19 protein-coding genes are annotated in these 25,119 nt (G+C 65.0%); 16 read left to right on the top strand and 3 right to left on the bottom strand.

The window, feature by feature from the left end:
* Positions 1-78: 78 nt before the first annotated feature.
* The 10 genes from JWV26_RS14435 (at position 79) to urtE (ending at position 15,860) form a co-directional block, all read left to right on the top strand.
* Positions 79-2,865: a hybrid sensor histidine kinase/response regulator gene (locus JWV26_RS14435; RefSeq protein ID WP_072423202.1), complete on the top strand. Its 2,787-nt coding sequence runs from the start codon at positions 79-81 to the stop codon at positions 2,863-2,865.
* Between the two features lie 42 nt (positions 2,866-2,907).
* Positions 2,908-3,504, top strand: coding sequence for a MarC family protein (locus JWV26_RS14430; RefSeq protein ID WP_072423203.1), 597 nt, complete (start codon positions 2,908-2,910; stop codon positions 3,502-3,504).
* A gap of 260 nt (positions 3,505-3,764) precedes the next feature.
* Positions 3,765-5,573 (top strand): allophanate hydrolase, encoded by a 1,809-nt coding sequence (atzF, locus tag JWV26_RS14425; protein WP_206417156.1) that lies wholly within the window; start codon positions 3,765-3,767, stop codon positions 5,571-5,573.
* Positions 5,574-5,706: 133 nt separating this feature from the next.
* Complete coding sequence (uca, locus tag JWV26_RS14420) at positions 5,707-9,336, top strand: urea carboxylase (protein WP_206417155.1); 3,630 nt, start codon at positions 5,707-5,709, stop codon at positions 9,334-9,336.
* Between the two features lies 1 nt (position 9,337).
* The gene (locus JWV26_RS14415) at positions 9,338-10,060 is read left to right on the top strand and encodes a GntR family transcriptional regulator (protein ID WP_206417154.1); all 723 of its coding nucleotides are present in this window, start codon (positions 9,338-9,340) and stop codon (positions 10,058-10,060) included.
* Between the two features lie 76 nt (positions 10,061-10,136).
* Complete coding sequence (urtA, locus tag JWV26_RS14410) at positions 10,137-11,402, top strand: urea ABC transporter substrate-binding protein (RefSeq protein ID WP_017678746.1); 1,266 nt, start codon at positions 10,137-10,139, stop codon at positions 11,400-11,402.
* A 173-nt stretch (positions 11,403-11,575) separates the two neighbouring features.
* Positions 11,576-13,144 carry an urea ABC transporter permease subunit UrtB gene (urtB, locus tag JWV26_RS14405; RefSeq protein ID WP_074913857.1) on the top strand — a complete coding sequence of 523 codons (1,569 nt, stop codon included), beginning with the start codon at positions 11,576-11,578 and terminating at the stop codon, positions 13,142-13,144.
* Positions 13,144-14,235, top strand: coding sequence for an urea ABC transporter permease subunit UrtC (gene urtC, locus JWV26_RS14400; protein WP_206417153.1), 1,092 nt, complete (start codon positions 13,144-13,146; stop codon positions 14,233-14,235). Before urtB ends, urtC begins: the two co-directional genes overlap by 1 nt.
* Positions 14,232-15,074: an urea ABC transporter ATP-binding protein UrtD gene (gene urtD, locus JWV26_RS14395; protein ID WP_206417152.1), complete on the top strand. Its 843-nt coding sequence runs from the start codon at positions 14,232-14,234 to the stop codon at positions 15,072-15,074. Before urtC ends, urtD begins: the two co-directional genes overlap by 4 nt.
* Positions 15,075-15,161: 87 nt before the next feature.
* Positions 15,162-15,860: an urea ABC transporter ATP-binding subunit UrtE gene (gene urtE, locus JWV26_RS14390; protein WP_206417151.1), complete on the top strand. Its 699-nt coding sequence runs from the start codon at positions 15,162-15,164 to the stop codon at positions 15,858-15,860.
* A 90-nt stretch (positions 15,861-15,950) separates the two neighbouring features.
* On the opposite strand, the gene JWV26_RS14385 is transcribed toward urtE, so the two are convergent.
* A complete protein-coding gene (locus JWV26_RS14385; RefSeq protein ID WP_206417150.1) occupies positions 15,951-16,736 on the bottom strand; it encodes an aldolase in 786 nt (261 codons plus the stop codon).
* Positions 16,737-16,918: 182 nt separating this feature from the next.
* Between JWV26_RS14385 and JWV26_RS14380 the strand changes: the two genes are divergently transcribed.
* Positions 16,919-18,238, top strand: a complete 1,320-nt coding sequence (locus JWV26_RS14380) for an aspartate aminotransferase family protein (RefSeq protein ID WP_206417149.1) — start codon at positions 16,919-16,921, stop codon at positions 18,236-18,238.
* Positions 18,239-18,436: 198 nt separating this feature from the next.
* On the opposite strand, the gene pdxR is transcribed toward JWV26_RS14380, so the two are convergent.
* A complete protein-coding gene (gene pdxR / locus JWV26_RS14375) occupies positions 18,437-19,933 on the bottom strand; it encodes a MocR-like pyridoxine biosynthesis transcription factor PdxR (RefSeq protein ID WP_206417148.1) in 1,497 nt (498 codons plus the stop codon).
* A 176-nt stretch (positions 19,934-20,109) separates the two neighbouring features.
* On the opposite strand from pdxR, the gene JWV26_RS14370 reads away from it, so the two are divergent.
* From JWV26_RS14370 to JWV26_RS14350, 5 genes are all read left to right on the top strand, one after another.
* Positions 20,110-20,991, top strand: a complete 882-nt coding sequence (locus tag JWV26_RS14370) for a transporter substrate-binding domain-containing protein (RefSeq protein ID WP_072423215.1) — start codon at positions 20,110-20,112, stop codon at positions 20,989-20,991.
* A gap of 189 nt (positions 20,992-21,180) precedes the next feature.
* Positions 21,181-21,822 carry an amino acid ABC transporter permease gene (locus tag JWV26_RS14365; RefSeq protein ID WP_119691952.1) on the top strand — a complete coding sequence of 214 codons (642 nt, stop codon included), beginning with the start codon at positions 21,181-21,183 and terminating at the stop codon, positions 21,820-21,822.
* A 10-nt stretch (positions 21,823-21,832) separates the two neighbouring features.
* A complete protein-coding gene (locus JWV26_RS14360) occupies positions 21,833-22,495 on the top strand; it encodes an amino acid ABC transporter permease (RefSeq protein WP_072423216.1) in 663 nt (220 codons plus the stop codon).
* Positions 22,488-23,246 carry an amino acid ABC transporter ATP-binding protein gene (locus JWV26_RS14355; protein ID WP_072423217.1) on the top strand — a complete coding sequence of 253 codons (759 nt, stop codon included), beginning with the start codon at positions 22,488-22,490 and terminating at the stop codon, positions 23,244-23,246. The genes JWV26_RS14360 and JWV26_RS14355 overlap by 8 nt, the downstream gene beginning before the upstream one ends.
* Positions 23,247-23,384: 138 nt before the next feature.
* On the top strand, positions 23,385-24,143 hold the full coding sequence (locus JWV26_RS14350) for an SDR family NAD(P)-dependent oxidoreductase (protein ID WP_072423218.1): 759 nt from the start codon (positions 23,385-23,387) through the stop codon (positions 24,141-24,143).
* 139 nt (positions 24,144-24,282) lie between these two features.
* Here the strand turns inward: JWV26_RS14350 and JWV26_RS14345 are convergent, their stop codons facing one another.
* Positions 24,283-24,993, bottom strand: a complete 711-nt coding sequence (locus tag JWV26_RS14345; protein ID WP_206417147.1) for a sulfite exporter TauE/SafE family protein — start codon at positions 24,991-24,993, stop codon at positions 24,283-24,285.
* Positions 24,994-25,119 lie beyond the last annotated feature (126 nt).

The following is a 25,119-nucleotide window of genomic DNA, read 5'->3' as shown; positions in this document are numbered from 1 at the left end:
AAAATGCCTGGCTGCACCATGTTCCCGCGAGCAGATGCTTGGCTATAATCCGGCCACTCATTTAGAAGGATTTTGCCCGTGCGCCGGCTCAGGATTGCCATCGGACTACTCGCCAGCATGCTGTTTCTCAGCCTTGCGCTGACAGCCAGTGCGAACTCGGTCCCGCCAAGCGCGCACAGCTGGTCCTATATGGTCGACGCCAGCGCCCGCCTGGGCCTCGAAGAAGTCCGCGCCCAGCGCCAGCAATTCAAGCCCCTCAGCAAACAATCCTTTACCTTCCCGCCCAGTGACCACGCCGTCTGGCTCCGTGCCGAATTCGCACCGCAGCAGCAGCCCGCCTGGCTGTGGATATTCTCGCCGCGGGTGCAGTACCTCGATTACTACCTGCTGAGAGATGGCCAGCTGGAGCAGAACCTGCACACCGGCGAGGCCATGCCGCTGGATTCGCGACCGCTGCCGTCGCGCTTCTACCTGATGCCGCTGCCCAATGACGGTCAGGCCCGCGTCGCCTATGTCCGCCTGACCTCCAACCACCCGCTGATGACCTGGTTCAAGGTGATGGATCAGGCCGAACTGGTCAGCCTGGAAAAACCCGCCTACCTCTACGGCATGCTGTTCGGTGCTCTGCTGCTGCTGACCCTGTACAACCTCATCCGCTTCATCTACAGCCGCAGCGCCAGCGGCCTGTGGCTGGCCGGGGTGAACATCGGCCTGGCCGTGTGCTCGTCGGCCAACCTCGGCATTTTCGCCCAGTGGCTACCCAGCCTGGGCTACAACCAGTCATTGATCGCCGACCTCTCCGCACTGTTCGCCGCCTTCAGCGCCTTGGCCTTCGGCCTGAGTTTCATGCACGGCACCCCCGTGCAGCGCAGCCCGCTCAACCGCCTGCTGCAGGGCAATGCCTTGCTGATCCTGGCCTACGCCCTGTGTATTGCCGTCACCGGATTGTTCTGGTTCAGCTCGCTGGTCTACCTGCTGGTGGCCCTGAGTGCAATCAATCTGCTGCTGGTGAGCAGCCGGCACTGGCGCGCCGGTTATCAGCCGGCACGCCTGATCACCATCGGCATGCTGGTTTTCAACCTGGGCTTCGGCTTCTTCGTGCCGGTGCTGCTCGGCTTCGATCAGCTCAATCCGGGCTGGCTGGTGCTGGGCGTGTTCAGCGTTGCCACCCTGGCCGGCCTGATTCTCAGCGTGTCGCTGACCGAGCGGCAGCGGCAGATCCAGCGCGACACCCTGCAGGAAAGCACCGCCCTGGCCGCCAGCAGCGCCGAGCTGAAGGCCAAGGCCGAGTTCCTGGCCAAGATCAGCCACGAGATCCGCACGCCGATGAATGGCGTGCTGGGCATGACCGAGTTGCTGCTGGGCACGCCACTGTCGGCCAAGCAGCGTGACTACGTGCAGACCATCCACAGTTCGGGCAACGAGCTGCTCACCCTGATCAACGAAATCCTCGACATTTCCAAGCTCGAATCCGGGCAGATCGAGCTGGACGACGTGCAATTCGATCTCGGCGCGCTGATCGAGGACTGCCTTGACATCTTCCGCGCCAAGGCCGAACAACAGCGCGTGGAGCTGATCAGCTTCATCCAGCCGCAGGTACCCCGGGTGATCAGCGGCGATCCGACGCGCCTGCGCCAGGCCCTACTCAGCCTGCTGGACAATGCCTTCAAGCAGACCGACGAGGGCGAGATCCTGCTGGTCGCCGCACTCGACAGCAGCGACGGCCAGCACCGCCTGCGCATCGCCGTGCAGGACAGCGGCCGACCGCTGCTGCCGGAGGAGCGCGACGCCCTGCTCAACGCCGAACTGCAGAGCCGCGACTTCCTATCTGCCACCCGCCTGGGCGGGCGTCTCGGCCTGATCATCGCGCGCCAACTGGTACGCCTGATGGGCGGCGAGTTCGGCATCCAGGGCAGCGGCAACCAGGGCACCACCCTGTGGCTGACCCTGCCGCTGGACGCCGCCCGCCTGGAACAGCCGGAAACCGACCTGGACAGTCCGCTACAGGGTGCACGCCTGCTGGTGGTGGACGACAACGACACCTGCCGCAAGGTACTGATGCAGCAGTGCAATGCCTGGGGCATGCAGGTCAGCGCCGTGCCCTCCGGCAAGGAGGCCCTGGCCCTGCTGCGTACCAAGGCACACATGCGCGAATACTTCGACGCGGTGCTGCTCGACCAGGACATGCCCGGCATGACCGGCATGCAGCTGGCCGCCAAGATCAAAGAAGACCCGAGCCTCAATCACGACATTCTGATCATCATGCTCACCGGCATCAGCAACGCGCCGAGCAAGGTGATCGCACGCAACGCCGGGATCAAGCGCATCCTGGCCAAGCCGGTGGCAGGCTACACGCTCAAGACCACCCTGGCCGACGAACTGGCCCAGCGCCCCAACGACACGCCCGCACAGGCCGCGCCGACACCGGTGAGCACGCCGCTGAACGTGCCGACCGACTTCCGCATTCTGGTGGCCGAAGACAACAGCATCTCCACCAAGGTGATTCGCGGCATGCTCGGCAAGCTCAACCTCAAGCCGGACACCGCCAGCAACGGCGAGGAAGCCCTCAGCGCGATGAAGGCGCAGCCCTACGATCTGGTGCTGATGGACTGCGAGATGCCGGTGCTCGATGGTTTCTCTGCTACCGAACAGCTACGTGCCTGGGAAAAGAGCGAGAAGCGTCCGCGCACGCCAGTGGTGGCGCTGACCGCGCATATCTTGAGCGAACACAAGGAACGCGCGCGCGCTGTCGGCATGGACGGTCACATGTCCAAGCCGGTGGAGCTGTCGCAGCTGCGCGAGCTGATCGAACACTGGATCGCCGAGCGCGAGCTGCGCCGCCAGCGTGACGCGCTGCCACACTGATAGTCTTATTTACCTTCTCTGCCTTTCTGCGAGCCTGCCGCCATGGCGTCCGAGTTGTTCAGCCTGTACCTGAAGATGCTGGTGCTCTACAGCCCCTTCTTCGTCCTCTCCTGCTTCATCGGCCTCAGTCGTGGCTACACCCTCAAGGAGCGCAAGCGCCTCGCCTGGAAGGTGGCGCTGGCCACGCTGATCGCCAGCGTGCTGCTGTACCTATTCGGCAAGCACATCTTCACCCTGTTCGGTATCACCATCGACGCCTTCCGAATCGGTGCAGGCTCGGTGCTGTTCATCTCCGCCCTAGGCATGGCCCAGGGCAAGTCGGCGGTGCAGAGCGATAACGTGCAACAGGACGTGACCATCGTGCCGCTGACCATCCCCATCACCGTCGGCCCCGGCACCATCGGCGCCCTGCTGCTGATGGGCGCCAGCCAGCCGCACTGGGACGACAAGCTGGTGGCGGTGGCGGCGATCTTCCTCGCCAGCCTCACCGTGGGCGTGGTGCTGTACCTGTCCAATCAGTTCGAACGCCTGCTCGGCGACCAGGGGCTGCAGATCGTCAGCCGTTTGATGGGCCTGTTCGTCTGCGCCCTGGCCGCGCAGATCATCTTCACCGGGGTGAAGAATTACCTGGTGCCGTAACGCCGCGACGAGCGTATGACCGCCCCGGATTTCATCCGGGCTACGCCACTGGCGCCACGATCCCGTAGGGTGCGCTATGCGCACCGCGAGTCCTTAAAGTCTTGCACCATTCGCTTGCAGGCCAGCCCCACCTCGGTGCAACGCCTCTCGCCAAAGCCCCTGCAGTTGCCCTGAGAACCCCGAAAATAGAGGCCTACGCAAAACTGGCACCCTCATTGCTCTAGCAATTCCAACTTGGATACAAGATGGAATCTCTAAGCATGTCCAACGCACCTATCGCTTTCACCCTCGCGCAGTGGCAACAGGCCTACCGCAACGGCCAATCCCCTGCCGAACTGCTGCACGCCCTGCGCCTGGAACTGCGCAGCGATGACAGCGCCTGGATCGCCCTGACCAGCGAAGCGCAGCTCGATGCCCAGCTCGATGCCCTGACCCGCGCACTGGAAGGTGCAGCAGGTGATCTGAACAAGCTGCCGCTGTACGGCGTGCCCTTCGCCATCAAGGACAACATCGACGTCGCCGGCTGGCCCACCACGGCGGCCTGCCCCGAGTTCGCCTACCAGGCCCAGGCCGACGCTACCGTGGTCGCACGCCTGCGCGCCGCTGGCGCCATCCTTATCGGCAAGACCAACCTCGATCAGTTCGCCACCGGCCTGGTCGGCACCCGTTCGCCTCACGGCGCGGTGCCTAACAGTTTCAACCCGGATTACGTCAGCGGCGGTTCCAGCTCCGGTTCGGCCAGTGTGGTCGCCCGTGGCCTGGTGCCCTTCTCGCTGGGCACCGACACCGCCGGTTCGGGCCGCGTACCGGCGGGTTTCAACAATATCGTCGGGCTCAAGCCGACCAAGGGCTGGCTGCCCAATACCGGCCTGGTGCCGGCCTGCCGCACGGTCGACTGCATCTCGGTGTTCGCCCTGACCGTGGCCGATGCGCTGGCCGTGGCCACTATCGCCGGTGGCTATGACGCCGCCGACGCCTACAGCCGCAAGAATCCGAACAGCGCCAAGGTCGGCATGCCGGCCCAGCCGCGCCTGGCAGTGCCGGCCAACCCCGAGTTCTTCGGCGACAGCCAGAACCAGGCCGTCTATGAGGCCGCCCTGGGCAAACTGCGCGAACTGGGCGCCGAACTGGTGGAGATCGATTTCGCCCCCTTCCAGCAACTGGCCGAGCAGCTCTACTACGGCCCCTGGGTCGCCGAACGCACCGTCGCGGTGGAAGGCGTGAACCCCGAACACATCAACCCGGTGGTGCGCGGCATCGTCGACAACGGCCACAAGTACAGCGCCTGCGACGCCTACAAGGCCGAGTACATTCGCGCCGAACTGAGTCGCGTGATCAACGACGCCCTGGCCGGCTTCGACGCCATGGTGGTACCGACCTCACCAACCATCCGCACCCTGGCCGAGATGGAAGCGGAACCTGTGCTGTTCAACAGCCAGTTCGGCACCTACACCAACTTCACCAACCTCGCCGACCTGGCCGCCCTGGCGGTGCCGGCTGGCCTGCGCGCCGACGGTCTACCGGCCGGCATCACCCTGCTCGCCCCAGCCTGGCATGACCAGGCATTGGCGACCTTCGGTCAGCGCTGGCAGCAGGCCCTCGATCTGCCGCTGGGCGCCACTGGCAAGCCGCTGCCAGCGCAAACCGCCAGCGATAAACCAGCGCCGGGCTGCATCCGCGTCGCCGTAGTCGGCGCGCACCTGACCGGCATGCCGCTGAACTTCCAGCTCACCAGCCGCGATGCCGTGCTGGTGGAGCAGACCACCAGCGCCGCGCATTACCGCCTCTACGCGCTGCCCGGCACCGTGCCGCCCAAGCCAGGCCTGGCACGGGTCGCCGAAGACGGCGCCGAGATCATCGTCGAGCTGTGGGACGTACCGCAGGCGCGCTTCGGCGAGTTCGTCGCCGAGATCCCGCCACCACTGGGCATCGGCAACCTGGAGCTGGCCGACGGCCGCTGGGTCAAGGGCTTCATCTGTGAGCCCTATGCGCTGGATGGCGCGCGTGACATCACCAGCTTTGGTGGTTGGCGCGCCTATATCGCCAGCCTACAAGCCGCCAAGAACTGAGGAAGGGATAGCCCCATGTTCCATACCGTACTGATCGCCAACCGTGGCGACCAGCCGCGTAGCGGCGCAGCGACGAAGCCAAAGTGCCGGACGGGCGTAGCCCGTCACGGCGATCTCGCCACGGAGAACCGCCATGTTTGAAACAGTCCTGATCGCCAACCGTGGCGAGATCGCCGTCCGCGCCATCCGCACGCTCAAGCGCCTGGGCGTGAAAAGCGTCGCCGTCTACTCCGACGCCGACCGCAATGCCCGGCACGTACGTGACGCCGATATCGCCATTGCCCTGGGCGGCGACAAGCCGGCCGACAGCTACCTGCGTATCGACAAGATTCTCGCCGCCGCGCAGGAAACCGGCGCCCAGGCGATCTATCCCGGTTATGGCTTTCTCTCGGAAAGCGCCGAGTTCGCCGATGCCTGCGAGGCAGCCGGCATCGCCTTCGTCGGCCCGACCGGCGAGCAGATTCGCGAGTTCGGCCTCAAGCACAGAGCACGCGAACTGGCCGCCCAGGCCCAGGTGCCGATGGCGCCAGGCACCGGCCTGCTGCACAGCCTGGAAGAAGCACTGGCCGCCGCGGCAAGCATCGGCTACCCGGTGATGCTCAAGACCACCGCCGGCGGTGGTGGCATCGGCCTGACCCGCTGCAGCGACGCCGTCGCGCTGGAAAGCGCCTACGAAAGCGTCAAGCGCATGGGCGAGCAGTTCTTCAGCGATGCCGGGGTCTTCCTCGAGCGTTTCGTCGATCAGGCGCGCCACGTCGAGGTACAGATTTTCGGCGACGGTGCCGGGCGCGTCGCCGCCCTCGGCGAGCGCGACTGCTCGCTGCAGCGGCGCAACCAGAAGGTGGTCGAGGAAACCCCGGCGCCGAACCTGCCGCAGGCCACCCGCGAGCGTTTGCATGCCGCTGCCGTACAGCTTGGCGCGTCGGTCAACTACCGCAGCGCCGGCACCGTGGAATTCATCTACGACGCCGCCCGCGACGACTTCTATTTCCTCGAAGTGAACACCCGCCTGCAGGTCGAGCACCCGGTTACCGAGATGGTCACCGGCCTGGATCTGATCGAGTGCATGCTGCGCGTGGCTGCAGGCGATGCGCTGGACTGGCCCACGCTCGACCGCGCCCCGCAAGGCGCCGCCATCGAAGTGCGGATCTACGCCGAAGACCCGCTGAAGAACTTCCAGCCCAGCCCGGGGGTGCTCACCGATGTGCACTTCCCTGACGACGTGCGTGTCGATGGCTGGGTCAGCACCGGTAGCGAGGTGTCGGCCTTCTACGACCCGATGATCGCCAAGCTGATCGTGCATGCCGATACACGCGATGCAGCCATCGCCAAGCTGCAAAAAGCCCTGGGCGAAACCCGCCTGCACGGCATCGCCAGCAACCTCGACTACCTGCGCCAAGTGGTCGCCGACGAGCGTTTCGCCAAAGGCGAAGTGTGGACGCGTCTGCTCGACAGTTTTTCCTTCAAGGCCAGCGTGATCGAAGTGCTGGAGCCAGGCACTTACTCCAGCGTGCAGGACTATCCCGGCCGTCTCGGTTACTGGGACATCGGCGTGCCGCCGTCCGGGCCGATGGATGATTTCGCCTTCCGCCTGGCCAACCGTATCGTCGGCAACGCGGCCGAAGCGGCCGGCCTGGAATTTACCCTGCAAGGGCCGACCCTGCGCTTTCACAGCGACGCACTGATCGCCCTGACCGGCGCCGATTGTCCAGCCGAGCTGGATGGCGAGCCAGTGGCCTACTGGCAGCCGGTCGCGGTCAAGGCCGGCCAGGAGCTCAAGCTGGGCCGCGCGGTCAGCGGCTGCCGCACTTATCTGGCCGTGCGCAATGGGCTGGACGTGCCGCTGTACCTGGGCAGCCGCTCCACCTTCGCCCTCGGCCAGTTCGGCGGGCATGCCGGGCGCACCCTGCGCACCGCCGACATGCTGGCCATCTCCCAGCCCGAGTTGCCGGCCTGCACCACGCCCGCGCCAATCGCCCCGCCGCAGGCGGCGCACCCGAGCCTGATCCCCAGCTACGGCACCACCTGGAACATCGGCGTGCTCTATGGCCCGCACGGCGCGCCGGACTTCTTCACCGCTGAAGCCATCGAGGAGTTCTTCGCCGCCGAATGGGAGGTGCACTACAACTCCAACCGTCTCGGCGTGCGCCTCAGCGGCCCGAAACCGAGCTGGGCGCGGGCCGACGGCGGCGAAGCCGGCCTGCACCCGTCCAACGTGCATGACTGCGAATACGCCATCGGTTCGATCAACTTCACCGGCGACTTCCCGGTGATCCTGACCAAGGACGGCCCCAGCCTCGGCGGTTTCGTCTGCCCGGTGACCATCGCCAAGGCCGAGCTGTGGAAGGTCGGCCAGGTCAAGCCCGGCGACAAGCTGCGCTTTCATCCCATTGGTTTCCAGCAGGCGCAGAGCCTGGAGCAGGCGCAACTGGGCAGCATCGAGGCACTGGCGGCGATCAGCGCGGTGACCCTGCCGGCGCCGTCGCTGCAACCTGATAACACCGTTTCCGCCACCGTGCTGGCCGAGCTGCCCGCTGAAGGCAGCCGCCCGCGCGCGGTGTATCGCCAGGCTGGCGACGCCTACATCCTGCTGGAATATGGCGACAACGTGCTGGATCTGGCCCTGCGCCTGCGCGTGCACCTGCTGATGGAGGCGCTCAAGGCCGAGCCGCTGCGTGGCCTGGAAGAGCTCGCCCCCGGCGTGCGCTCGCTGCAACTGCGCTACGACAGCCGCGTGCTGCACCAGCGCACCCTGCTCGAACACCTGCTGCGCCTGGAGCGCCAGCTCGGTGATGTCGCCGAGCTCAAGGTGCCGACCCGGATCGTCCACCTGCCCATGGCCTTCGAGGACAGCGCCACCCTCGCTGCCGTCGAGCGCTACCGCGAAACCGTGCGCAGCGAGGCGCCCTGGCTGCCGAACAACGTCGACTTCATCCAGCGCGCCAATGGCCTGGCCAGCCGCGATGAGGTCAAAGACATCCTGTTTGATGCCAGCTACCTGATCCTCGGCCTCGGTGATGTCTACCTCGACGCGCCCTGCGCCGTGCCGCTGGACCCGCGCCATCGCCTGCTCAGCTCCAAGTACAACCCGGCGCGCACCTACACCGCCGAAGGCACCGTGGGCATCGGCGGCATGTACATGTGCATCTACGGCATGGACTCGCCCGGCGGCTACCAACTGGTCGGTCGCACCCTGCCGATCTGGAACAAGTACGTGAAGAACGCCCAGTTCGAGAACGGTCAGCCCTGGCTGCTGCGCTTCTTCGATCAGGTGCGCTTCTACCCGGTCAGCGAGACCGAGCTGGATGAGTTCCGCGAAGCCTTCCGCGAGGGCCGCGCGCAGATCCGCATCGAGCAAACCGAATTCGACTTCGCCGCCTACAACCGCTTCATCGCCGACAACGCCGCCGATATCGCCGCCTTCCAGCGCCAGCAGAAAGCCGCCTTCGAGGCCGAAGTCGAGCTGTGGAAGGACGACGATCCGAGCGCCGCACAAGCGCTGACCAGCACGAGCCATGACGACGCCGATCTGGACGGCCATCTGGTCGCCGCCGAGATGAGCGGCAGCGTGTGGAAGGTGCTGGTCGAGCCCGGCCAGCATGTGGAGGCCGGCACCCCGCTGCTGGTGGTGGAAGCGATGAAGATGGAGCTGGCGGTGACCGCGCCGGTGGCCGGCACGGTCAAGTCGCTGCGCTGCGCCCCCGGCAAGGCGGTGACGCCGGGCGATGCCCTGCTCCTGCTGACTCCGAGCGAGGCGGCCTGAGATGCAACTGGTCAGCCCGGCCAAGCGCGGCAAGGAGCGCCCGGAGAATCTCGCCGAGCGCATCTATGCCCAGCTCAAGGACGACATCTTCGAGTTTCGCCTGCTGCCGGGTGACCGTTTTTCCGAAGGCGAGATCGCCGAGCGCATGGCCGCCAGCCGCACACCGGTACGCCAGGCGCTGTATCGCCTGGAGCGCGAGGGCTATCTGGAGGTGTATTTCCGCAGCGGCTGGCAGGTCAAGCCGTTCGATTTCGCCCACTTCGAGGAGCTCTACGAGGTGCGCATCGTCCTCGAACTGGAGGCGGTCAAGCGCCTGTGCGAACGCCCCAATGAAGAGCTGCCGGATGCACTGGAACAGTTGCGTCGCACCTGGATGGTGCAACCCGAACAGCGCCTGCAAGACGGCCGCGAAGTCTCGCGTCTGGACGAGCGTTTTCACTGCCAACTGGTGGAAGCCGCCGGCAATCGCGAGATGGCCCGGCTGCATGCCGAAATCAGCGAAAAGATCCGAATTATCAGGCGCCTGGACTTCACCCAGGGGCCGCGCGTGGAACTCACCTACGAGGAACACGCCCGCATCCTCGGCGCGATCCTGTCGCGTCGCTGCGAAGAGGCACAGCTATTGCTCAAGACCCACATAGAGGTCAGCAAAGCGGAAGTGCGCAAGATCACCCTGCACATGCTGCACAGCGCCCGGCAACGGGCACTGCCGGCGCAAGGGTGACGTAAATGACCTTTGAATCACTGCCACCAATAACAACGCTGTCCACTTACTCACGATTGTGAATGGAGATCGCACCATGCAACGTCGCAGCCTGATCAAGGCCTTTACCCTTTCCGCTTCCATCGCCGCCATGGGCCTGTCCTGGTCCATCCAGGCCGCCGAGACCATCAAGGTCGGCGTCCTGCACTCGCTGTCCGGCACCATGGCCATCTCGGAAACCTCGCTGAAAGACATGGCGCTGATGACCATCGACGAGATCAACGCCAAGGGCGGTGTACTCGGTAAGCAGCTCGAAGCCGTGGTGGTCGACCCGGCGTCGAACTGGCCGCTGTTCGCCGAGCGTGGTCGTCAGTTGCTGACCCAGGACAAGGTCGCGGTGACCTTCGGCTGCTGGACCTCGGTATCGCGTAAATCCGTGCTGCCGGTCTATGAAGAGCTCAACGGTCTGCTGTTCTACCCGGTGCAGTACGAAGGCGAAGAGATGTCGCCGAACGTGTTCTACACCGGTGCTGCGCCAAACCAGCAGGCCATCCCGGCGGTGGAATACCTGCTCAGCGAAGACGGCGGCGCCGCCAAGCGCTTCTTCCTGCTCGGCACCGACTACGTCTACCCGCGCACCACCAACAAGATCCTCCGCGCCTTCCTCAACAGCAAGGGCATCGCCGACAAGGACATCGAAGAGGTCTACACCCCCTTCGGTCATAGCGACTATCAAACCATCGTCGCCAACATCAAGAAGTTCTCCGCTGGCGGCAAGACCGCCGTGGTTTCCACGGTGAACGGCGACTCCAACGTGCCGTTCTACAAGGAACTGGCCAACCAGGGTCTGGAAGCCACCGAAGTTCCGGTGGTGGCCTTCTCCGTGGGTGAAGAAGAACTGCGCGGCATCGACACCAAGCCGCTGGTCGGCCACCTGGCGGCCTGGAACTACTTCCAGTCCGTGGAGAACCCGGTCAACGAGAAGTTCGTCGCCGACTGGAAGGCCTACGCCAAGGCCAAGAAGCTGCCGAACGCCGACACCGTGGTGACCAACGACCCGATGGAAGCCACCTACGTGGGCATCCACATGTGGGCGCAGGCCGTCGAGAAGGCCGGCACTACCGATGTCGACAAGGTGCGTGAAGCCATGGCCGGCCAGGAGTTCGCCGCGCCGAGCGGCTTCACCCTGAAGATGGACGAGAAGAACCACCACCTGCACAAGCCGGTGATGATCGGCGAAATCCAGGAAGACGGTCAGTTCTCCGTGGTCTGGGAAACCGACGGCCCGGTTCGCGCCCAGCCGTGGAGCCCCTTCATCGAAGGCAACGACAAGAAAGCCGATACCCCGGTGAAGTCGAACTGAGGCAAAAGCCCTCTCCTGCAAGCGGCAACCACAGCTCGTCAATGGCTTGCAGTGCCGCTTGTCTCCCCTCTCCCGCTTGCGGGAGAGGGGCCGGGGGAGAGGGCCGCCGTAGCCCGGATGCAATCCGGGAAGCTCGCCCCGGACTTCATCCGGGCTACGCCAAGGACATCCTTATGCCCACTGCCCTTACCCGAATTTTCCTGAGCCTGCTGCTGTTGCTGCCACTGGCGGCGCAGGCTGGCGAGGCCGACGATTTCGTCGCCGCCAACGCCAGCAAGCAGGCCAAACTGCTGCAGGACTGGGCCGCCGCGCCCAGCCCAGAGCGTATACCGCTGCTGCAAGCCCTGCAGCAGGGCCGCATCGGCAGCGATGCCGACAAACGCGCATTCATCGAACAGGATGGCACCTGGCAAGCCGCCGATGGCGCAGCCGAAGCCAACGGCACGCCACGCAAACTGCGCCTGAACAATCGCCTGCGCGGCCTGATCGCCTTCGCCGTGGCCAGCCATCAGTTGCTCGACGACGATGCAGCCGTGCGCCTCGCTGCGGCCCAGCAACTGCAACGCAACACGCCGCCGGCGCTGCTGCCCTTGCTGGAAAACCGCCTGAGCATGGAAGCCGACGAGAACGTACGTGACGCCATCACCCTGGCCTTGGCCAACCTGCAGCTGGAGGCCAGCGACCCGGCCGTGCGCCTGGCCGCTGTGGAGCGCCTGGGCGAAACCGGCGACCCGCAGGCCCGCACGCGCCTGCAAAGCCTGCTAGATGGTGAGGAAAACGATGCCGCCGTGCGCACTGCCGCCGAGCAGAGCCTGGCCCAGGTGAAGAACAAACTGCTGATCGGCGAACTGCTCGGCCAGGCCTTCAGCGGCCTGTCGCTGGGTTCGATCCTGCTGCTCGCCGCCCTCGGTCTGGCCATCACCTTCGGCCTGCTCGGGGTGATCAACATGGCCCACGGCGAGATGCTGATGCTTGGCGCCTACACCACCTATGTGGTGCAGCTGAGCTTCCAGCGCCTGGCCCCCGAATACCTGACGCTCTACCCGCTGGCCGCGTTGCCGATCGCCTTTCTGGTCACGGCTTGCATCGGCATGGCCCTGGAGCGCACGGTGATCCGCCACCTCTATGGCCGGCCGCTGGAAACCCTGCTGGCCACCTGGGGCATCAGCCTGATCCTGATTCAACTGGTACGCGTCACCTTCGGCGCGCAGAACGTCGAAGTGGCCAACCCGGCCTGGCTCTCCGGCGGCGTGCAGGTGTTGCCAAACCTGGTGCTGCCCTACAACCGCATCGTCATCATCGGCTTCGCGCTGTTCGTCGTGGTGCTGACCTGGCTGCTGCTGAACAAGACGCGCCTGGGCCTGAACGTGCGTGCAGTGACGCAGAACCGCAACATGGCCGCCTGCTGTGGGGTTCCAACGGGGCGAGTCGACATGCTGGCCTTCGGCCTCGGTTCAGGCATCGCGGGTCTTGGCGGCGTGGCCCTGAGCCAGATCGGCAACGTCGGTCCGGACCTAGGCCAGAGCTACATCATCGACTCCTTCCTGGTGGTGGTGCTCGGCGGCGTCGGCCAATTGGCCGGTAGCGTGCTGGCGGCTTTCGGCCTGGGCGTGGTGAACAAGTTCCTCGAACCGCAGATCGGTGCGGTGCTCGGCAAGATCCTCATCCTCGCGCTGATCATTCTGTTCATCCAGAAACGCCCGCAAGGCCTCTTCGCTCTCAAAGGACGGGTGATCGACTGATGACCATGCCACTCAATCAAACGTTGCTGGCCCGCGCCAGCGCCAAGCTCGGCCCGCAGGTGTCCATCGCCATTGGCCTGCTGGTGCTGGCCGTGCTGCTCGCCATGCCGCTGCTGCACCTGCTGCCGGCTGACCATGCCCTGCACGTCTCGGCCTATTCGCTGACGCTGGTGGGCAAGATCCTCTGCTACGCCATCGTAGCCCTGGCGCTGGATCTGGTCTGGGGCTACGCCGGCATGCTGTCGCTGGGCCACGGCCTGTTCTTCGCGCTCGGCGGCTACGCCATGGGCATGTACCTGATGCGCCAGTCGGCGGGCGAAGGCCTGCCGGCCTTCATGAGCTTCCTGGCCTGGAACGAGCTGCCCTGGTACTGGTACGGCACCTCCAGCTTCCTCTGGGCTATGTGCCTGGTGGTGCTGGCGCCCGGCCTGCTGGCGCTGGTGTTCGGCTTCTTCGCCTTCCGCTCGCGGATCAAGGGCGTGTACTTCTCGATCATGACCCAGGCGCTGACCTTCGCCGGCATGCTCTTGTTCTTCCGCAACGAAACCGGCTTCGGCGGCAACAATGGCTTCACCGGCTTCACCCGCATCCTCGGCTTCGACATCACCGCGCAGAGCACCCGCGCCGCGCTGTTTTTCGCCACCGTGGTGTTGCTGGTGGGCAGCCTGTACCTGGGCTTTCGCCTGGCGCGTAGCAAGTTCGGCCGGGTGCTGACCGCCCTGCGCGATGCCGAGAACCGCCTGATGTTCTGCGGTTACGACCCACGCGGTTACAAGCTGTTTATCTGGGTGCTGAGCGCGGTGTTGTGCGGCCTGGCCGGTGCGCTGTACGTGCCGCAGGTGGGCATCATCAACCCCAGCGAAATGGCGCCGACGCAGTCCATCGAGGCTGCCGTATGGGTCGCCCTGGGCGGTCGCGGCACGCTGATCGGTCCGTTGCTGGGCGCCGGCCTGGTCAACGGCATGAAAAGCTGGTTCACCGTGGCCTTCCCGGAATACTGGCTGTTCGCCCTGGGCGCGCTGTTTATCGTCGTCACCCTCTTTCTACCCAAGGGAGTGATCGGCCTGCTGAAGAAGGAGAAGGATCAATGAGAGCCACTCCCCTGCCCGAGACCATGCTCGAAGCCGCCTTCGACCCCACCGCCCTGGCGCTGGACACCGGCAAGAACGTCGGCAAGGGCGTAAACGTCCGCCACGGCACCATCCTCACCCTGGAAGACATCAACGTCAGCTTCGATGGCTTCAAGGCGCTGACCAACCTGACCCTGTACATCGGCGTGGGCGAACTGCGCTGCATCATCGGCCCCAACGGCGCCGGCAAGACCACCATGATGGACGTGATCACCGGCAAGACCCGCCCGGACAACGGCGTCGCCTACTTCGGCGAGCAGTACGACCTGACCGCCATGAGCGAAGTGGAGATCGCCCAGGCTGGCATCGGCCGCAAGTTCCAGAAGCCCACGGTGTTCGAAGCGCTGACGGTGTTCGAAAACCTGGAGCTGGCGCAGAAGACCAACAAATCGGTATGGGCCAGCCTGCGCGCCAGGCTCAGTGGCGAGCAGAAGGATCGTATCGAGGAAGTGCTGACCACCATTCGCCTGGAAGCCTCGCGCAACCGTCCGGCTGGCCTGCTCTCCCATGGCCAGAAGCAGTTCCTCGAAATCGGCATGCTGCTGATGCAGGAGCCGCACCTGCTGCTGCTCGACGAGCCGGTGGCGGGCATGACCGACGCCGAAACCGAGTTCACCGCCGAGCTGTTCAAGTCTCTGGCACGCAAACACTCGCTGATGGTGGTCGAGCACGACATGGGCTTCGTCGGCTCCATCGCCGACCACGTCACCGTGCTGCACCAGGGCAGCGTGCTGGCCGAAGGCTCGCTGGAGCAGGTACAGAATGATGAGCGGGTGATCGAGGTTTATCTGGGTCGCTGAAAAGCCCCTCTCCCGCAAGCGGGAGAGGGGAGAAGGCTGGCGCTCCGTAGGGTGCGCCGCGCGCACCGCATGCTTAAGGACATCGATATGCTGCAAGTCCAACAACTCCACCAGTATTACGGCGGCAGCCACATCCTCCGTGGCCTGTCGTTCGACGTGAAGGTCGGCGAGGTCACCTGCCTGCTTGGCCGCAACGGCGTGGGCAAGACCACCCTGCTCAAGTGCCTGATGGGCCTGATTCCGGCCAAGGACGGCAGCGTGCAATGGGAAGGCAAGGCCATCACCAGCTTCAAACCGCACCAGCGCGTACACGCCGGCATCGCGTACGTGCCTCAAGGCCGCGAGATCTTCGGCCGCCTGACGGTGGAAGAGAACCTGCTGATGGGCCTGTCACGCTTTCCCGGCAGCCAGGCCAAGGCCGTGCCCGAGTTCATCTACGAGCTGTTCCCGGTGCTGCGCGAAATGAAGCATCGCCGTGGCGGCGACCTGTCCGGTGGCCAGCAGCAACAGCTGGCCATCGGTCGCGCGCTGGCCAGCCAGCCGCGCCTGTTGATCCTCGACGAGCCCACCGAAGGTATCCAGCCCTCGGTGATCAAGGAGATCGGCGCGGTGATCAAGAAGCTCGCCGCCCGTGGCGACATGGCCATCCTGCTGGTCGAACAGTTCTACGACTTCGCCGCCGAACTGGCCGACCAGTACCTGGTGATGAGCCGTGGCGAGATCGTCCAGCAGGGCCGTGGCGAGAACATGGAAGCCGAAGGCGTGCGCGGGCTGGTGGCGATTTGACCTGCGCCCGCCTGTGGGAGGGGCTTTAGCCGCGACCCGGTGATCGCCTCAGTCGCCGCTAAGCGCCCCCCCCCACAGAGGTTCGCTGCTCTACTCGGCGAAATCCGATCCCTCGCGCAGCAACTGGCGTTTCACGCTCTCAAGATGCAGATGCGCGCTTTCGGCGTTGCCCTGCAGCATCTGCCGGCACGCCGCACTGGCAATCGCCGGTGCCACAGCCTTCAACGGCCGACCGCTGGCCATGGCCTTGAGCTGCACCTCGGCAGCGCGCTCCAGGTAGTAGAGATCGTCCCAGGCTTCGGCAATGCTCGCCCCCAGCACCAGTGGACCATGGTTCTTCAGCATCACCACATCGGCATCACCTGCCGCGCGGGCGATGCGCTCGCCTTCGGCGTAGTCGAGCGCCAGGCCCTGGTAATCCTCGTCCACCGCCAGGCGCTCGTAGAACTTCAACGCGGTCTGCCCGGACCAGACGAAGGGCTCGCCCTCCAGCATGCACAGCGCCGTGGCGTTGGGCATATGGGTATGGAAGGCTGCCGTGGCGCGCGGATTGAGGCGATGCAACTGGGCATGGATGAAGAACGCCGTGGCCTCAGGGCGGCCATTGCCCAGCACCACGCGCCCGTCGAAATCGCAGATCAGCAGCGACGAAGCAGTGACCTCGGCGAAGGACAGCCCATAGGGGTTGACCAGAAACAGCTCCGGCCGCCCCGGCACCACCACGGAAAAATGATTGCAGATGCCCTCGCCCATGCCGAGCCGCGCCGCCATGCGAAAGCAGGCGGCCAGGTCGATACGCGCCTGGGCGATCACGGGGCTGTTCAAGCCTTCGCTGGACGCCACGGGGGCGGTGTTGATCTCGAATGCGTGGGCCATGGCTTCACTCCTGAAAACGGATGCCTCCAGCCTAGCCTGTGCACACACAGCGCCTAGGGACAGTTGTCAGGCATCGGTGAGCCAGACGCGCTGGCCCGGCCATTTCCGGCATCTGGCCCTACGGCACGCAGACGCTTTGTTCCTAAGGTGAGGCCATCCGCAACGGCCAGCCCGAGGTCATCATGAGCACACCGATCAGCAACCAGTACGTCCACGATCTGGATCGCCAGCACGTCTTCCATTCCTGGTCGACCCAGGGCGCCCTCAACCCGCTGGTGATCGCCGGTGGCGAGGGCTGCACGCTGTGGGATTACGACGGCAAACGCTACCTCGATTTCAGCAGCCAACTGGTCAACACCAACATCGGCCACCAGCACCCGAAGGTCATCGCCGCCATCCAGGAACAGGCTGGCAGCCTGGTGACCATCGCTCCGGCCACCGCCAACCTGATGCGCGGTGAAGCGGCCAAGCGCATTCTCGCCCGCGCACCAGCCGGTTTCTCCAAGGTATTCTTCACCAACGCCGGCGCCGATGCCAACGAGAACGCCATGCGCATGGCGCGCCTGTATACCGGTCGCGACAAGATCCTCTCCGCCTACCGTTCCTACCATGGCAGCACCGGCGCGGCCATCGTGGCCACCGGCGATCCACGCCGTGTACCCAACGAGTACGCCCGTGGTCATGTGCACTTCTTCAACCCCTACCTGTACCGCACCGAGTTCAATGCGGCGAACGAAGAAGAAGAATGCGCGCGTGCCCTGCAGCACCTGCGCCGGGTCATCGAATGCGAGGGGCCGACTGCCATCGCCGCGATACTGCTCGAGAGTATCCCCGGCACCGCCGGCATTCTGGTACCGCCAAAAGGCTATATGCAGGGCGTGCGCAAGCTGGCCGACGAGTTCGGCATCCTGCTCATCCTCGACGAGGTGATGGCCGGCTTCGGTCGCACCGGCTCCTGGCTGGCGCTGGAGCATTTCGGCGCGGTGCCGGATCTGATCGTCTTCGCCAAGGGCGTCAATTCCGGCTACGTACCGGCCGGTGGGGTGATGATTTCCCAGCCGATCTGCGAGTACTTCGACAACCACTTCTTCCCCGGCGGCCTGACCTACTCCGGCCACCCGCTGGCCATGGCCGCGATCGTCGCCACGCTGGATGCGATGACCGAGGAAGGCATGGTGGAGAACGCCCGTGATATCGGCGCACAAGTGCTAGGCCCGGGCCTGAAGAAACTGGCCGAGCGCTACCCGATGATCGGCGAGGCACGCGGCGTCGGCCTGTTCTGGGCACTGGAGTTCGTTAGCGACGTGCAGAAGAAGACGCCGATGCCGGCAGCGGTGATGCAGGAAATGAAGGCGGCGCTGACCGCGCGCGGGCTGCTCAGTTTCGTGGTGGAGAACCGCATCCATGTGGTGCCGCCGTGCATCGTCAGCGCCGCGCAGGTAAACGAGGCGTTGGCGATCTTCGACGAGGTGTTCGCCCTGTTCGCGACGCGCTTTGGCTAGATTTCTCCCCTCTCCCGCTTGCGGGAGAGGGGCCGGGGGAGAGGGTTTGCTCAACAATGCCGTGCAACCCTCACCACCCTCTCCCCAACCCTCTCCCATAAATGGGAGAGGGAGCTACAACCCAGCCAGTGCGTAGGGTGGATGTCGCTCTTCACATCCACCTGCGGTGGATCGATAAAGCGCGATCCACCCTACGACTCATAAACTCGCCAGCACCTCACCCAGCTTCTGCACACCCGGTCGAATGCGCTCGGCATCGATGGCATGAAAGCCAAGGCGCATGAAGTTGGTCGGTGCCGCGCCCTCGCCAAGGAAGAACTGCGCCCCGGACTCGATCAGCACGCTCTGCTGCGCCGCCGCCCAGGCCAGGCGCTGGGTATCGACGCCTGCGGGCGCCGCCAGCCAGCAGGCGCTGGCACCCGGGCTACCCATCGGCTGGCAATCGCTCAGGTCGCTGCGCAGCGCCTGATAGAGCAGCTCGCGGCGGCGGCAATGCTCCTCGCGAAAGCGCCGCAGGTGCGCGTCGTAATGCCCCTGGGCGAGGAAGTCGGCGAGCATGCGCTGGTTGTTCAGCGGCGGATGGCGGTACATCAGTCGGCGCAGGGCGCGCAGTTCGTCGATCAACTCGGCATCGGCGACCATGTAGCCGATGCGCAGCCCTGGCGAAAAAGCCTTGGACAGGCTGCTCAGGTAGATCACCCGGCCACTGCTGTCGCTGGCCTTGAGCGCCGGCAGTGGGTGATTGTCGAGATTGAATTCGGCGTCGTAGTCGTCCTCGATCAACACCTGGTCGTGCTCGCGAACCTGCCACAGCAGTTGCTCGCGCCGTGCCGCACTCATCGCCACACCGGTGGGCACCTGGTGCCCCGGCGTCACGTAGAGGTACTGGCAGTCATCCAGCCGGCGGTCCACCACCAGGCCCTGATCGTCGACATCCTGCAGGTGCACCTTGGCGCCGTGCAGGTCGAAGATGCTCGCCGCGTCGCGAAAACCCGGATTTTCCACACCAACTCGCACCCCGCGCGCCATCAGCAGGCTGGCCAGCAGGTACAGGGCGTTCTGCGAACCGAGGGTCACCAGGATCTCGTCGGCACGCGCCCAGATGCCGCGCTTGGGCAGCACACGGGTGCGCAGCTGCTCGATCAGTTGCTCATCGTCACGGTCGAAACGGTCGCCCAGCCACAGCTGGTCGCGCTCGCCGCTGAGGTTTTTGCGCGACACCTCGCGCCAGCGCTCCAGCGGGAACAGCTCACTGATCGGCTGGCCGTAAATGAACGGGTAGGTGAAGCGGCTCCAGTTGCTCGGGCGCAGCACGCCGTGCTTCAAACTGGGCTGCATGCGAAAGCGCGCGGTCCAATCCGGGGCAGTGGCAGCGCTGCTGGCGTCGGACTGCTCCAGCTTACGCAGCGGGGTCATGCGCAGCACCGCCTCGCCCGCCTGCCCGCAATAGTCCGGGTGCAGGTAGTAGCCACTGCGCGGGCGGCTGATCAGGTAGCCGTTGTCGAGCAGGCTTTCGTAGACCAGTGCCACGGTGTTGCGCGAGACCGACAGCTGCTGGGACAGCTTGCGGCATGACGGCAGCGGCTCATCGGCAGGGAAACCGCCACCGAGAATGGCCGATACCAACGACTCGCGAAGCTGCTCCTGAAGGCCGCGCTGACGGTCGAAATCGAGGTGGTAGAAGTGATCGATCATGGCGCCCTCCAACAGCCAAACAACCCTGTGATGTAGCAAGTAGCGCGCCACTGTCACTGGCCAGAACAAAGGCCGGAACTGCCCCTATCGCCGGCTCGCCAGGCCTCTCTAAGGTGAAAACGAAACCGCCGCCGAGCGGCCTGGACAACCCTTGTCGACACCTCTGGAGCACGCCCATGAAGCCATCGAACACCGATTCCAAACCCTTCGGCCTGCTGCGCAAGCTGGCCCTGGCCAGTTGCCTGGTCGGCGCCTCGCTGAGCGCCCACGCCGACCTCGACGAGATCAAGTCCAAGGGCGTGATGACCGTCGCCACCGAGGATGACTACGCGCCGTTCAACTTCATCGTCGATGGCAAGCCGGAAGGTTTTCACAAGGAACTGCTGGAGGACCTGAAGACCTACGCCAAAGCGCAGGGCTTCGACGTGAAGCAGGAAATCCTGCCCTGGACCGGCCTGCTTGCCTCGGTTTCGGCCGGCCAGTACGACATGGCCTTCACCGGCGCCCTGGTCACCGACGACCGCCTGCGCGTGTTCAACTTCGCCCCGCCCTTTGCCTCGGCGCAGCACTTCTACGTCAAACGCGCCGGTGACGACCGCCTCAGCGACATCGCCAGCCTGTGTGGCAAGACCGTCGGCCTACAGGCCGGCAGCGCCCTGCTTGCGCGCCTGCCGGAGCTGAAGAAGATGATGGCTGCCGAAGGCTGCGAGATAGGCACCGTGACCGAATACCCGTCCTACCCGGAGGCCTACGCCGACCTGGCCAACGGCCGTCTGGACTACGTGATCAACGCGCTGATTTCGGTCAACGACCTGGTCAAGACCCGTGGCGACACCTTCGCCAAGGGCATCGCCGTGTCCGGCGACGGCTTCGCCGCCTGGCCGGTGCCCAAGAGCAGCCCCGAGCTGCTGGAGTTTCTCACCGGCTTCATGACCGAGGTGCGCGACAGCGGTCGCCTGGCCGAGCTGCAGACCAAGTGGTTCGGCGAAGCCTTCCCGGCCATGCCCAAGGAGCCGATCACCAAGGTCGAGCAGTTCCACGAACTGGCCGGCATGTGACAGCGGGCCGCGGCCAAGTCTCTGACATGGCCGCATAGGGTGCGCCGCGCGCATCAGCCTCAAAGGTGCCAGCGCTTCGGTGCGCACGGCGCACCCTACATGCTCATCGCCAACGCACTGCCGTCTATCAGGGCCAGCCCTGGCCCTGACCTTGCTTGCAACACCCCATCCCTTTCCCTGGAGCCCGACATGAACGGACAAGCCTGGTTATTGCTGCTCGAAGGCGCCTGGACGACTCTGTGGATCTCCTCGATCGCCATCGCCCTGGGCGTCGTCATCGGTCTGGGCATTGCCCTGCTACGCATGGCGCGCATTCCCTTCGTGGAACAGGCGCTGGTGCTCTACGTGAGCCTGGCGCGCGCCACGCCGCTGGTCACCCTGGTGCTGTTCATCTTCCTCTCGGCGCCAACTTTCGGCCTGGCGATGGACCGCAACACGGCGGCAATCCTCGCCCTCACCCTGAACACCGCGGCCTTCAATGCCGAGGTCTGGCGTACGGCGTTCATTAGTTTCTCCCGTGAGCAGAAGGAAGCGGCGCTGGCCTGCGGCATGACCAACGGCGTGTTCTTCCGCCGCATCATGCTGCCGCAGATGATCACCAGCAGCCTGCCCGGCCTGGTCAACGAGATGTCCTTCCTGATCAAGAGCAGCCCGGCCATCGCGGTGATCGGCATCGTCGACCTGACCCGCGTGACCAACCGCATCAGCGCCGTGACCTACGAGCCGCTGCCACCGATTCTCGCCGCCGCCCTGCTGTACATGCTGATCATCGGCGTGCTGCTCAAGGTGCAGGCCGTTGCCGAGAAGAAAGCCAACCGACTGGCCATGTGAGGACGCGACCATGACCGAATGGAGCATCATATGGGAGGCGCGCGGCGCCTTCCTCAACGGCGCACTCAACACCCTGATCCTGTTCGTCCTGTCAGTGCTGGCGGCCTTCGTCATCGGCTGCTTCAGCGTATACCTGCTGGAGGGCCGCAACTGGCTGTCGACGCTGCTGCGCGGAGCGATCAACCTGATGCGCATGCTGCCCTTTCTGGTGCTGGCCTACCTGCTCTACTACGGCCTGCCGGCGCTGGGCATCAAACCCAGCGCCTGGGGCGCGGGCCTGGTGGCGCTGGCGCTCTATCACGCGGCCTACTTCGCCGAGATACTGCGCGGCGCGCGCCTGGTACTGCCGCTCGGCCAGGTCGAGGCGGCCAAGGCCCATGGCTTTCGCCCTGGGCGCCTGTACTGGCGGATCATCCTGCCGCAACTGGTGATCCGCACCCGTCCACTGCTCGGTAACCAGTTGATCTATGCGCTGAAGGACACCGCCTTTCTCACCATCATTACCGTGCAGGAACTGACCGCTGCAGCCAACTCGGTGCAGGCCACCTACTTCATCCCCACCGAGGCGTTCATCGTGGTCATCGCCTTGTACTGGATCATCAGCATCTGCCTGGAACTGGCGCTCAAGTGGGCGAGCCGGTTCGGCGCCAAACGAGGTTTCGAACATGCCTGACGTACCCGCGGTACAGATCGACAATCTGTCCAAGAGCTTCGACGGCGTCGAGGTGCTGCGCGACATCTCGCTGACCGTGAACAAGGGCGAGGTGGTCAGCGTGCTGGGCTCGTCCGGCTCGGGCAAATCCACCCTGCTGCGCTGTATCAACTGGCTCGAAGAGCCGGATCGCGGCAGCATTCACATCGCCGGCCAGCGCATCGGCGTGGATGCCCAGGGCAAGCGCATGAACAACCGCGACCTGGCGGCGATTCGCGCCAAAACCGGCATGGTGTTCCAGAGCTTCAACCTGTGGCCGCACCTGAACGTGCTGCAGAACGTCATGGAAGCACCAATGCAGGTGAAGAAGATGCGCAAGGACGAGGCCCGCGCCATCGCCCAGACGCTGCTGGAAAAAGTCGGCATGGAGCAGAAGGCCGAGGCCTACCCTTACACCCTCTCCGGTGGGCAGAAGCAGCGTGTGGCAATTGCCCGCGCCCTGGCCATGAGCCCGGAGGTGATCCTGTTCGACGAGCCGACTTCGGCACTCGACCCGGAGCGGGTCGGCGAAGTGCTGACGGTGATGAAAAACCTCTCCAGCGAGGGCTACACCATGATCGTGGTCACCCACGAAATGGAATTCGCCCGAGCGGTGTCGGATCAGGTGGTGTTCCTGGAAAAGGGCCTGCTGATCGAAAAATCCGCGCCAGAGAAGTTCTTCACCAACCCGGAAACCGAACGCGTGCGCAAGTTCCTCGAACTGTCCGCATGAATCCGCGGCCAGCTGTGGCGCGCGGCCTAACGGCCAAGGCCATACACTGATGCACCGCCCCAATAGGACTGTTCTCGCTGCGCCCGACAGTGGATGCAGGAGCAGGCCATGAATCCTGATAGCAAAACGAGGTTATCCATGAGCAAGGTGGCATTCATCACAGGCGCGACATCCGGTTTTGGCCGCGCCACGGCACGACGCTTCGCCGAGGCGGGCTGGGCGCTGGTGCTCAGCGGCCGACGCCTGGAGCGCCTGGAAGAGCTGAAGGCCGAACTGCAGGACAAGGTGCCGGTGCACATCGCTGCGCTCGACGTGCGTGATGCTGCGGCGGTGAAGGCGCTGGTCGACGGCCTGCAGGCGCCCTTCGACCGTATCGACGTGCTGGTCAACAACGCCGGCCTGGCGCTGGCCCCGGAGGCTGCGCAGAAGGTCGCACTGGAAGACTGGCACACCATGATCGACACCAACGTCACCGGCCTGGTCAATGTCACCCACGCGGTGCTGCCCAAGCTGCTGGCAATCGGCAAGGGCACCAGCATCATCAACATCGGCTCGGTGGCCGGCGAGTGGCCCTACCCGGGCGGCCACGTGTACGGCGCCACCAAGGCCTTCGTCAAACAGTTCAGTTTCAACCTGCGTTGCGACCTGGTGTCTACCGGCGTGCGCGTCACCGACATCGCACCAGGCATGGCCGAAACCGAATTCACCCTGGTGCGCACCAAGGGCAACCAGGCTGCCTCCGACGCGCTGTATGGCAGCACCACACCGCTGACCGCCGAAGATATCGCCGAGCAGATCTTCTACGTCGCCACCCTGCCCGACCATATCAACATCAACCGCCTGGAAATCATGCCGAGCCGCCAGGCCTGGTCGCCCTTCGCCATCGACCGCGATTGAAGAGCGCGCCTAGCAGGGCGGGTCATCGACACCGAACCCGCCCGTAGAGTGCGCCGTGCGGCCGCAGTAACTCCGCAACAACGCATACGTTCTGCCGATCCGCAGCGAGAGCACGCGTTTTCGGTGCGCACGGCGCACCCTACCAGATCGCCTTCAGCAGGCTTCCCAGCGACAACAGCACCAGCAACCCACCTACCAACACCCTTAGCGACAAAGGTTGCCAGCGCGGATACAGCCACTGGCCAAGCAGGTTGCCGGCCAGCGCCGGTAACGCAAGTTCCAGCGCCAGTCGCCACTGCGAGCCGGTCAACACGCCAGCGACACCCAACCCGATCAACGCAGAGAAACTGCTGGCCAGGAAGAACAGCACCGCCGTGCCACGCAATTGCCGCGCATCCAGACCACTGCGCAGCAGGTAGATCATCAGTGGCGGGCCACCGGCCGAGGCCATGGTCGTCGCCAGACCGGATGCCAGCCCTGCCAACCAGGCCAAGCCCTGGCCTAGCGCCTTACCAACGGGCGGGCGCCACAGCACCAGCAATCCACCACACAAGCAGAGCGAGGCCACCAACGGCGCCATGACGCCTGCAGGTAGCCATAGCAACAAGCATGCGCCCAGCGGCACCGCCAGCAGCATGCCCAGCAGCAGGCGCCCGAACACGCGCCCATGGACGGCGCGCAACGCGGCCGGCCATAGCGTCACGCTACAGGCCACGTCGAGAATCAACGCCACCGGCACCGCCTCGGCTGGCGGCAACTGCAGCATCAGCCCGAGCGCCATCAGCATGGCGAAACCGAAACCGCTGTAGCCGCGCACCAGGCCGGCGGCGAAGGCGATGATAAAAAACATGAGTGCTCCCAACGAATCGACGCTCGACTCTAGAACCGGGGAGACGCTTTGAGGCAGAGCCAGATGCAGCACCTCGACTGGCCACGTGAGCGTGCAGGCAAGCGCACCGACTTGGTTCAGGGCACG

It is taken from the genome of Ectopseudomonas toyotomiensis, from assembly GCF_017167985.1.
In the GTDB taxonomy this organism is placed as follows: Bacteria; Pseudomonadota; Gammaproteobacteria; order Pseudomonadales; family Pseudomonadaceae; genus Aquipseudomonas; species Aquipseudomonas toyotomiensis.
This window is presented reverse-complemented; position numbering and strand designations above follow the sequence as displayed.